Origin of the sequence: Rhodopseudomonas sp. BR0M22 (genome assembly GCF_010907035.1) — a bacterium.
In the GTDB taxonomy this organism is placed as follows: domain Bacteria; phylum Pseudomonadota; class Alphaproteobacteria; order Rhizobiales; family Xanthobacteraceae; genus Rhodopseudomonas.
Genome location: NZ_QUMK01000106.1, coordinates 1 through 11069, shown reverse-complemented (window position 1 = coordinate 11069; position 11069 = coordinate 1). Strand labels below are relative to the sequence as shown.

Here is an 11069-nt window from a genome sequence, read left to right as displayed (position 1 = left end):
TCTTGGAGCCGAGCGTCGGGCGGGTGGCGCGGCGCGGGATCGGGCGGACCAGCGAGGCTTTCAGCAGCTCTTCGAGCCGCTCCAGCGCGTCGGCCTTGTTGCGTTCCTGAGTACGATAGCGGTCGGCGCGGATGACGATGACCCCGTCCTTGGTCATGCGCTGGCCGGCGAGCCCGACGAGGCGCGCCGCGGCATCCTCCGGCAGCGCGATTCTGGCGGTGTCGAACCGAAGCTGCGCCGCGGTGGCGAGCTTGTTGACGTTCTGCCCGCCCGGCCCGGAGGCGCGGATGAAGCTGATCTCGATGTCGTCGTCCTCGATCACGAGGTTGCGGCTGATCCGCAGCATGGGGCACCAAGCGGTTGATGCCGCGCGGACCGCACGGCGGCCCGCTGTGTAGCACATTGCCTACCGAGGCGCGCCTCGCGGCAAAGGGAGTAGAATCTGCGGTTCGCGGCGCGCCCCCTCTCCCCGCGTGCGGGGAGAGGGCCGGGGTGAGGGGGCGTCTCCACGCGTCGCAGAGGCTCGGCCGTGTCGAGGCGCCCCCTCACCCGCCCGGCTTCGCCGGTCGACCTCTCCCCGCGCGCGGGGAGAGGTTCAACTGTGCCCCGGGGAGAGGTTAGGTCGTGCTCGGGGAAAGCTTGGGCGAATACGAGTCTGCGCGTGGCGTCAGTTCGCTCGTGCCGGCGGCGGGGCGCCGGCGGGTTTCACCATGTTGGGCTGGGCGGCGGCCTCGGGCTGGCGGCCGACCACGACGGTGAGCAGGCCGTTCGACCACAGCCGCTGCGCGGCGCGCTTGGCGTCGGCGAGCGTGACCGCGTTGACGATGTCGCTGCGCTTGTCGATGTAGTCGATCGGCATGCCGTCGTTCTGATACTGCAGCAGCGCCTGCGCCAGCTTGGCGGAGGTGTCGAGCGACAGCATCTGCGAGCCGTTGATATAGGACTTGGCCTCGGCCAGTTCCTTCTCGCTCGGCCCCTCGCCCGCGATCCGCTTCACCTCGGCCGCAACGGCGTCGATGGTTTCGGTGGCGCGGTCGGCGCGGGTGCCGGTGGAGCCGATGAACAGCGCCGAATGCTGCATCCACAGCAGTTGCTCGTAGATCGAATAAGCGAGCCCGCGCTTCTCGCGCACTTCGCTGTACAGCCGCGACGACAGCGAGCCGCCGCCGAGGATGTGATTGACCACGTAGGCCGCCATGAAGTCCGGATCGTGCCGCTTGATGCCGGGCCCGCCGAACATCACCACGGTCTGCGGCACGTCGAGCGTCACGTTGGTCCGCTGCGGCGGCTTGGTGGCGACGACGTCCGGCACCGGCGTGAGCTGCGCCTTGGCCGGCAGGCTGCCGAAGGTATCGTCGAGCAGCTTGGCGAGCGCGTCGGCGTCGATGTCGCCGACCACCGCGATCTTCAGCGTGTCCTTCGCCAGCACATGGCCGACATAGGCCTTCATGTCGTCGATCGTGACCTTGGGCAGGCTTTCCAGCGTGCCTGTCGAAGGCCGGCCGTAGGGATGGTCACCGAACGCGACTTCGAGAAACTTGCGGCTCGCCAGATTGTTCGGATCGAGCGACTGGCGGCGCAGCGTCGAGATCAGCTGCGCGCGGATCCGCTCGACGTCCTTCGGCTCGAACCGCGGCTTGGTCAGCGAGGTCCGCAGCAGGCCGAACGCCTCGTCGCGATCCTCCTTCAGCATCCGCAGCGAGCCGCGGAAGTCATCGCGATTCACCGAATAGGACAGTTGGATGGCGCGGCGATCCAGCCGCTCGTGGAAGGTCGCCGAATCCATATCGCCCGAACCTTCGTCGATCAGGTTCGCGACCATGTGGCCGACGCCCGGCTTGTCGGCGGGGTCCTGACTCGAGCCGCCGTCGAACGAGATCTCCATCGAGATCAGCGGCACGGTGGCGTCCTGAACGAACCACGCCACCAGCCCGCCGGGGGTGACCAGGCGCTGGATCTTGGCGGCCGCGAAGGACGGCGCGGCGGACAGCGCGACCGCGAGGCCGACACAGGCGGACAGTGCGAGGCGCCGGGCCAAAGTCAGGTCGATGCTCACGAGCGCTTCTCCTCCTGCTTGGCGGCCGGGCCGTTGATCAGATAGCCGGTGGCCGAACGGTTACGGTCGAGCCATTGCTTGGCCGCCGCGCGGACATCGTCGGAGGTGACGGCGCGGATGCGCGCGGGCCAGCTCTGCACGTCCTGCACGCTCAGTCCGGTGGTCAGCGCCTGGCCGTACCAGCGCGCCAGCGTGGTCTGATTGTCCTGCGCGTAGACCGCGGCGGCGATGAGCTGGGTCTTGACCCGTTCCAGATCCTCGGAGCGCACCGGATGGGTGACGAGGTCGGCAATCACCTCGTCGATCTTCTTCTCGATCGCCGCGAATTCGACGCCCGGCTTCGGCGTGCCGGCGACGATGAAGTAGCTGTCGTCGAGCGCATTGCCCTGGTAGTTGGCGCCGACCGAGATCGCCAGCGGATTGTCGATCACCAGCGCGCGGTACAGATACGAGTTGCTGCCCTGGCCGAGCAATTGCGCCAGCACTTCCAGCGCGGCGCTGTCGCCCTTGGCGCCGGTATGGGCCGACGGCACCAGATAATAGCGGCGCACGGCAGGCTGCTCGACGCGCGGGTCGGCCAGCGTCACCGTGCGCGGTCCGGCCGGCGTCGGCTCCTGCGGACGAATCCGCTGCGCCGGGATCGCCGGCTGCGCCGGGATCACGCCGTAGATGCGCTCGGCGAGCGGGCGAACCTCGTCGGCCTCGACGTCGCCGGCGATCACCAGCGTGGCGTTGTTCGGCGCGTAGAACCGGCGATAGAACGCCAGCGCGTCGTCGCGATCGAGCTTGGCGATCTCCTGATGCCAGCCGATCACCGGCCGGCCATAGGGATGGTTGAGATACAGCGCCGCCATGACCTGCTCGGTGAGCCGGGCATCCGGACTGTTGGCGACGCGCATGTTGTATTCTTCGAGCACGACGTCGCGCTCGGGCAGCACGTTCTCGTCCTTCAGCACCAGGCCGGTCATGCGGTCGGCCTCGAACGCCATCATCTGTTCGAGATTGGACCGCGGCACCCGCTGGAAGTAACCGGTGAAGTCGTAGGAGGTGAAAGCGTTCTCGTTGCCGCCGATCTTCAGCACGGTCTGCGAGAACTCGCCGGCCGGATGCTTTTCGGTGCCCTTGAACATCAGATGTTCGAGAAAGTGCGCGAGCCCCGATTTGCCGGGCGTCTCGTCGGCCGAGCCGACCTTGTACCAGATCATCTGCGTCACCACCGGGGTGCGATGATCCGGAATCACCACCACCCGCAGCCCGTTCTGCAGCGTGAAGGTCGCGGGCGGTGCGGCGGTGACGGTCTGCGCAGCGGCCGGCGCACCGACCAGCAGGGCGGCGAGAACGCCGAGTGCGGCGAGCGGACGGCGGCGCGAGACGGCGGATGCGGTCATATCAGGCATCATCCTGGCTGGAGGACGGATCAGGCCGAGCGCCGGTCCGAAAGACAAGGCGCCACGCGTCGGCAGCGGCGCCGAGGCGCGCGCTTACGACGAGATTGCAAATGGGGATGCCGCGCGAGGCGGCGAGCCGTATCGAAGCGGGACGGACAGCAACCAGACTCAATTGCTGGTTTCTTTGCCCGTCATGATGTCGATCCGCTTGTTGCCGAGCGCTTCCTTCGGCCCGGTGCCGTAAGCGAAGTTCGACGACGGCGTCTGATAGCCGACCGGCGGCTCGGTCAGACTCTCGCGGGGCGGTTCGCCGGTGAAGGTCGCGGTTTCGGTCTTGTTGCCGCCGAACACGCTCCACAGCGAGCCGTTGAAGCCGAGCTGCGACGGGCTCAGCATCGGATTGTTCTGCTGGTTGCCGGGCTGCATCGGATCGTTGCCGCCCTTGTTGGAATCGGCGCGGACCGATTTGAGCTGCGACGGAGAGAGCGGCTGGGCGGCTTCCCACGGCGTCGGCTTCGATTTGGCCTCGGCCGCCTTGATCTCCTTGCGGCGCTGCAGATCGGCGTCCTTCGGCCAGTTCGGCGCAGGCGCCGCCGTTGCGGCGGTTTCAGGCGGCGGCAGATCGAGCTTCGGGGGCACCACCAGCGGCGAGCGCTCGCGATAGTTGATGCCGGAATTGTCCATGTTGGTGGCGCCGATGCCGGACATCAGGCCCTTGATGATCTTTTCCTCGAAGGTGGAGTCGTCCGGCTCTTCCTGGGCGCGGGCGATCCCCGCCGTCAGCACGACGCCGACCCCGAGGGCCACGGCGGCGAACCGGACGGTGCGGAGCAACGCGGCGGTGGACGTCTCCGGCGTCGAAAGGCGGCTGTCGGTCTGGCGCATGGCGTTGATCCTATTCACGTCTTGCGGTCGGGCCGCAACCCGGAAGCAGGCCCAATTCCGCGCGGTCGGTATCGGCCGGGATCAGGGCGCTTTTGCGGCGGGTAGCCCCATCAGGGAGTCATACAGCAGGGCCGCCACCCCGACAACAATCGCCACGTCGGCGATGTTGAACACGTACCAGTTGTAGGTTTTTCCGGCGATTTCGACGTGAAACAGCGCGAAATCGACCACCGCCCCGTAGGCCAGCCGGTCGATCGCATTGCCGATCGCCCCGCCGATGATCAGGCCGAGACCGATCGTCGCAAGCCGGGTGGTGGAGCGCGCCATCCAGATCGCCAGCGCCACGATCGCCACCGCCTTGAACGCCAGCATCAGCATCTGCCCGGTCGGCCCCTGCCCGGCGAACCAGCCGTAGGAAATGCCAGTGTTCCAGGCGAGCACCAGATCGAAGAACGAGGTCACCGGCACCACGCCCTTCCGCGCCAGCTCGAAGCCGTACAGCAGCCAGAACTTGCTGGCCTGGTCGAGCGCCAGCGCGACGATCGCGGCGAGGACGCCGAGGCGGACGGGGGTCATGATGCCGCCGCCCTGTCACGAAGCGTCGTCCCCGCGCAGGCGGGGACCCATACGCCGTGTCGGTTCGGTTGAGACGAGGCATCAGTCATGGGCTTGGCCTTGCCGCACTTACTGGCGTCATGCCCGGGCTTGACCCGGGCATCCACGAAACAACCACCGTGCTCGCAGCCATGGATGGCCGGGTCAAGCCCGGCCATGACGGGCCTTGCTGCGGATGCGAGCCGCTCAAGCCGCTGCGCCCCCCAGCGCCTTCCATTCGCGCAGCGCCTGGGCGTCGCGGGGGGAGACGTCGGGGTAGTCGGCATCGCTGCCGACGCTGGACAGGATCTTCCAGGAACGGGCGCATTTGGTGCCCTGGGCGCGTTCGACCACGACCGCAACATCCGCCAGCTCCGGCAGCCGGAACGCATCCGCCGGCGGGGTGTCGTTACCGCGCAGGATCTCGACCATTGCATTCGAGGTGATGCAGATCTCGGCCCAGTCGACGTCGAAGACGTCGCCCATGAAGGCTTCCGGCAGATAGATCATCGGCGAGGCTTCGAGCGACGAGCCGATCCGCTTGGCCGCACGCTCGACCTCCAGCGCGCCGGTGACGACGCGGCGCACCGCGCGGATCAGCGTCCACTTCTTGGCCAGCGCGTCGTCGCGATAGCCGCCGAGATCCAGCGGGAACAGCGTCAAATGCACGCTCGGCTCGGCATCCGGCCGGTACATCGTCCACGCCTCATCCGCGGTGAACGACAGCACCGGCGCCAGCCATTTCAGGATCGCGTCACAGATGATGTCGATCGTGGTCAGCGCGGCCTTGCGGGCCAGCGACGACGGCGGATCGCAATACAGCGTGTCCTTGCGGATATCGAAATAGAACGCCGACAGCTCGGTGTTCATGAACGCCGCCAGCGACGCCACCACGGTCTTGTAGTCGAACTCGGCGTAAGCGGCGCGGACGACGGCGCTCTGCTCGGCGAGCTGATGCAGCAACAGCCGCTCCAGCTCCGGCATGTCTTCGATCGCCACCGCCTCGTCGCGCTTGAAATGGTGCAGCGTGCCGAGCATCCAGCGGATCGAGTTGCGCAGCTTGCGGTAGGTCTCGACCACGTTCTTGAGGATCTCGGGACCGATGCGCTGATCGTCCGCGTAGTCGGTGGCGCACACCCACAGCCGCAGGATGTCGGCGCCCGAGGACGCGATCACCTTGGCCGGATCGGTGGTGTTGCCGAGCGACTTCGACATCTTGCGGCCCTGCTCGTCGAGCGTGAAGCCGTGAGTCAGCACGACGTCGTAGGGCGCGCGGCCGCGGGTACCGCAGCTCTCCAGCAGCGACGAATGGAACCAGCCGCGATGCTGGTCGCTGCCTTCCAGATACATCACCGTGTCGGCACCGCCGTCGACCTTGCGGCGGATGCCGGCGAGGCCGGGGAAGTTCTGCGCATCTTCCAACACGAACGCATGAGTCGAACCGGAGTCGAACCAGACGTCGAGGATGTCGTCGACCTTCTGCCAGCCCTCGGCGGCACGATCGCCGAGGAAGCGCGCGGCGGCGCCTTCGGCGTACCAGGCATCGGCGCCTTCCTGCATGAAGGCCTCGGCGATCCGCTGGTTGACGATCTCGTCCTGCAGGATCTCGACCGAGCCGTCGCCTTTGTCCTTGATGAACACCGCGATCGGCACGCCCCAGGCGCGCTGCCGCGAGATCACCCAGTCGGGACGGCCGGAGATCATGCCGTTGATGCGGTTCTGGCCGGCCGGCGGCACCCATTGGGTGACGGAGATCGCCTGCAGGGCGCGGGCGCGCAGCGTATCGCCGGGCTTGGCCACGCCGTCATCGACGATGTCCTTGTCCATCGCGATGAACCATTGCGGCGTGTTGCGGAAGATCACCGGCTTCTTGGAGCGCCAGGAATGCGGATACTGGTGCTTCAGCTTGCCGCGCGCCAGCAGCATGCCGCGCTCGACCAGCGCGCCGATCACCGCCTCGTTGGCGTCGCCCTTCTCGCCCTTGTCGTTGATCACCCGCTTGCCGACAAAGCCCGGCGCCTGCTCGGTGAGCGCGCCGTTCTCGTCGACGGTGTAGGGAATGACCGACGAAATGCCGCGTGCTTCGAGCGCACGGGCATTGTGCATCCAGATATCGAAGTCCTCGCGGCCGTGGCCCGGCGCGGTGTGGACGAAGCCGGTGCCGGTGTCGTCGGTGACGTGATCGCCGTCGAGGAGAGGGACCTGAAAATCGTAGCCAAGCGACTGGCGGCCACCATGACCGGACAGCGGGTGCCAACATGTCAAGATTTTCGAGGGATCTACTGCTTGAACGCGCTTAAATTCGGAGACCCTTGCAGCACCGAATACACTCGCGGCGAGATTGTCTGCGATAACGTACTTCTCACCGACCTTGGCCCAATTGTCCTCCGGCGCAGCTACGACTTCGTAAAGACCGTATACGATCTTCGACGAGTAGCTGATTGCGCGATTGCCCGGCAGTGTCCAGGGCGTTGTCGTCCAGATCAGAACGCTGACATCCTGCATTTCGAGAACGTCAAAGACAACGCCCTCGCCTTCTTGCGGCCGCTCGGACGAAATTGGAAACTTCACCCACACCGTATCCGAGGTGTAGTCCTCGTACTCGACCTCGGCCTCGGCGAGCGCGGTCTTTTCGACGACGCTCCACATCACCGGCTTAGAGCCACGATACAGCGTGCCGTTGGCGGCGAATTTCATCAGTTCGCGGGCGATCTGCGCCTCGGCGAAGTAGTTCATCGTGGCGTAGGGATGCTCCCAGTCGCCGATCACGCCCAGCCGCTTGAATTCCTCGCGCTGCACGTCGAGCCATTTCTGCGCATAGGCGCGGCATTCCTTGCGGAACGCCACCATCGCGGCCGAGTCCTTGAAGTTCGGCTTCGGCTTGCCCTTGGAGCGGTAGTTCTCTTCCTCGATCTTCCACTCGATCGGCAGGCCGTGGCAGTCCCAGCCCGGCACGTAGTTGGAGTCGAACCCGAGCATCTGCTGGCTCTTGGTCACGACGTCCTTGAGGATCTTGTTGAGCGCGTGCCCGATATGGATGTGACCGTTGGCGTAGGGCGGGCCGTCGTGCAGCACGAACTTGGCGCGGCCCTTCGCGCTCTCGCGCAGCTTGCCGTAGAGGTTCATCTCCTCCCAGCGCTTGAGCATCTCCGGCTCGCGCTGCGGCAGCCCGGCACGCATCGGAAATTCCGTCTGCGGCAGGTACAGGGTCTTGGAATAGTCGTTGGCGTTATTTTGGGCGTCGGATTTTTCAGGCTTGTCGGACATGGAAGCTCTGGGTCAAGAGGCGCTGACGCGATCGATCGCGATGAAGTGGACGGGTCCCGGTCTTGCGCCGAACTCAAAGCTCAGGCGGAAGCCGGGCCGATAATGCTGATGATGGGGCGCCGTGCAGACATGCCGGCATTCATTAGCAGGCGGCCGAGGGATCGCAAAGCCCTGCGGCGGTCATCCTTGCGTCTGGCCGCCCTTCCCCAGCGGCTTGGCCGGGTTGCCGCCGACGATGGCGTTTGCCGGCACGTCGCGGGTGACGACGCTGCCGGCGCCGATCACGGCGCCGTCGCCGATGCTCACGCCCGGCAGGATGATGGCACCGCCGCCGATCCAGACGTCGGCCCCGATCGTCACCGGGCGGCCGAATTCCAGGCCCTCGCGGCGGGTGGCGGCGTCGCGCGGGTGATCGGCGGCGTAGATCTGCACTGCCGGACCGATCTGGGTGCGGTCGCCGATCCGGACCGGCATGATGTCCAGGATCACGCAGTTGAAATTCAGGAAGACATTGTCGCCGAGGAAGATGTTGTAGCCGCAGTCGCAGAAGAACGGCGGCCGCACCACCGCGCTTTTGCCGACGTGGCCGAAATGCTCGGACAGCAGCACATGGCGCTCCGCCGCCGGCTGCGCGCCGGAAGCGTTGTAACGGGCGATCCAGGCCTTGTTGGCAGCCTCGTCGGCGGCGAGTTCCGGGCTGCCGGGGCGATACAGCTCGCCCGCCAGCATCTTCTCCTTCTCGGTCCGGCTCATCGCAGTGCTCCGAGCTTGGGGAAGGCGCCGTGGTCGGCGGCGAGCGCGGCGCGGGCGCGGGCCGAGTCGTCGTCCATCTGCCGGATCAGCGCCTCGATGCTCTCGAACTTCTCCTCGTCGCGGATGAAGGCGATGAAAGCGATGTCGAGCGTCTCGCCGTACAGCGGCTCGTTGAAATCGAACACGAACACTTCGAGCAGCGGCGCGCCGTTGTCGAAGGTCGGGCGGCGGCCGAAATTCGCCACCGCATCGTAGTATTTGCCGCCGCGACCGACCCGCACCGCATAGATGCCGTGCTTCAGGCTGCACTCCGGATCGAGCCTGATATTGGCGGTCGGATAGCCGAGGTCGCGGCCGCGCTTGTCGCCGTGGATCACCTGCCCGGTGACGAACCACGGCCCGCCGAGCATCTCGGTGGCGGCGGCGATGTGGCCCTCCTCCAGGCATTTGCGGATCGCGCTCGACGACACCGGATGGTCGCCGAAATCGACATGCGGCTGGACGTCGACCTCGATGCCGAGCGACGGCGCTTCGGCCACCAGCATCGAGGGCGAGCCGCCGCGGCCCTTGCCGAAATGGAAATCGTAGCCGATCGCGATGCCCTGCACCCCGAGCCGGCCGATCAGCTCGTGCTGGATGAAATCATGCGCGGTGGTTGCGGCACGGCGCGCGTCGAAGCTGAGGATGACGGCGCCGTCGAGCCCGGTGCCGGCGAGCAGCCGCAGCTTGGCGGTCTCGTCGGTGAGGCGGAATTGCGGGACGGCGGGGCTGAAGAACTTGCGCGGATGCGGCTCGAACGTCACCGCCAGGGCCGGCGCGTTCTTGGTCCGCGCCATATCGAGGCAGGCGCCGATCACGGCGCGATGGCCGCGGTGGACGCCGTCGAAATTGCCCATCGCCACCACCGCGCCCTTCGGGATCGCGGCCGTGGGCGTGTCGTCGCGGATTACGGCAAAGCCTGTCATTTCGGATTCAGTTCATCGCTTTCAGGAGGGACCCGGACCGTGACGCGGAGCCGCGCACGGTGTCAAGCCATCGCGGCCAAAGGGCCCCTTCCGCGAAAGTCCCGAAACGGGGAATTGCCGCTCAGCCACCACGCAGCGGCGGGACTTCGAGCCGGTCGCGGCGGCAGCCGCGGCGGTCGATCTCCTGGCAGGCCCGGAACTGCAGATCCTTGCTCATGCAGATTCGCACTTCGCTGAGCCGCTTGCGGTCGCACGTCACCGCGATCGCCGCATTCGACAGCCCCGGATTGACCTTGATGAAGGCCTCTTCGACTTCGTCGGGGGTGACGGTGCGCGGCTCCTTGGCGTCGATGAAATCCGGCGGAATCCGCACCGCGGCGCGGGCCTTGCGGATCTGCTCGAAATAGCCGCGCTGCGACAGGCCCGCGCAGGTGCCGTGCTTGTCCCACTCGTTGTAGATCAGCCCCGGTGCCGGCATCAGATCGAGCATCGAATCGACGATGCGGCGATCGAGCCGCGGCGCCGGGCGCTCACAATATTCCGGAAAGCCGCGCTCGTATTGCGGCCACAGCCCGTGCACCACGAAGGCGAACGGCCGGCCGCCGCACTGCAGCTGTTGGGAGCGGCCGGTGAGGCCGCGCTCGGAAGCCTGCGCGCAATAAGACGGCGACCACGACAGCGCCAGCACGTAGAAATCGAACTCGCCGGGCGCGTTCTGGCGATGGTCCTGAGCCGTCGCCGGAGCGGCGGCAAACACAGCCGCGATTGCCGCGCAGGCGGCGATCAGCGACCGTCGTCGACGAACAAATCCAAGCATGGTGACAAGGCCCTGCTGCTGGAAAGCGAAAAGCCTACCAGGGCTCAGGAACGTTTCAACAATCTCGAAAGTCGATGACGCCGCCAAGCCGCAGCGTCATCCGGCTCAGGGCTTGGCAGCCCGGCAGGCCGGGTTGAACGCCCAGTTGCGGTCGAGCCCGACCACGCAGAACTCGACGCCGTCGGTGAAGCCGGCCAGACCGCCGTCCTCGACGATCGAGAAGTACACCGGCCGCGTGGTGTGATCGTTCAGCACAACCTCACCGGCGCAATAGCGGCGCGGAATATTGTCGCTGTCCCTTATACACATCTGACGCTGCCGACGACGGAAAGAGTGTAAATTCC

The 11069-nt window shown here is 66.6% G+C and carries 9 protein-coding genes and 1 pseudogene; all 10 read right to left on the bottom strand.

Going from position 1 to position 11069, the window contains the following annotated elements; all coding sequences use genetic code 11:
- On the bottom strand, positions 1 to 346 hold a 346-nt coding region (arfB, locus tag DY468_RS23530; RefSeq protein WP_164607899.1), incomplete at its 3' end, for an alternative ribosome rescue aminoacyl-tRNA hydrolase ArfB.
- Positions 347 to 667: 321 nt separating this feature from the next.
- Positions 668 to 2056, bottom strand: coding sequence for a M16 family metallopeptidase (locus DY468_RS23525; RefSeq protein ID WP_349644329.1), 1389 nt, complete (start codon positions 2054 to 2056; stop codon positions 668 to 670).
- Positions 2053 to 3444 (bottom strand): M16 family metallopeptidase, encoded by a 1392-nt coding sequence (locus tag DY468_RS23520; protein ID WP_164607897.1) that lies wholly within the window; start codon positions 3442 to 3444, stop codon positions 2053 to 2055. Before DY468_RS23520 ends, DY468_RS23525 begins: the two co-directional genes overlap by 4 nt.
- A 168-nt stretch (positions 3445 to 3612) precedes the next feature.
- A complete protein-coding gene (locus tag DY468_RS23515) occupies positions 3613 to 4329 on the bottom strand; it encodes a hypothetical protein (RefSeq protein ID WP_164607895.1) in 717 nt (238 codons plus the stop codon).
- An 81-nt stretch (positions 4330 to 4410) separates the two neighbouring features.
- Positions 4411 to 4905, bottom strand: coding sequence for a signal peptidase II (gene lspA, locus DY468_RS23510; protein WP_164607893.1), 495 nt, complete (start codon positions 4903 to 4905; stop codon positions 4411 to 4413).
- Between the two features lie 225 nt (positions 4906 to 5130).
- Positions 5131 to 8190 (bottom strand): isoleucine--tRNA ligase, encoded by a 3060-nt coding sequence (gene ileS, locus DY468_RS23505; RefSeq protein WP_164607892.1) that lies wholly within the window; start codon positions 8188 to 8190, stop codon positions 5131 to 5133.
- Positions 8191 to 8370: 180 nt separating this feature from the next.
- Positions 8371 to 8943 (bottom strand): sugar O-acetyltransferase, encoded by a 573-nt coding sequence (locus DY468_RS23500; protein WP_164607890.1) that lies wholly within the window; start codon positions 8941 to 8943, stop codon positions 8371 to 8373.
- A complete protein-coding gene (locus DY468_RS23495) occupies positions 8940 to 9908 on the bottom strand; it encodes a bifunctional riboflavin kinase/FAD synthetase (RefSeq protein ID WP_164607888.1) in 969 nt (322 codons plus the stop codon). The genes DY468_RS23500 and DY468_RS23495 overlap by 4 nt, the downstream gene beginning before the upstream one ends.
- A gap of 121 nt (positions 9909 to 10029) precedes the next feature.
- Positions 10030 to 10725, bottom strand: coding sequence for a ribonuclease T2 family protein (locus DY468_RS23490; RefSeq protein WP_164607886.1), 696 nt, complete (start codon positions 10723 to 10725; stop codon positions 10030 to 10032).
- 105 nt (positions 10726 to 10830) lie between these two features.
- Positions 10831 to 11069, bottom strand: a pseudogene (locus tag DY468_RS23485) (hypothetical protein); the annotation flags it as partial.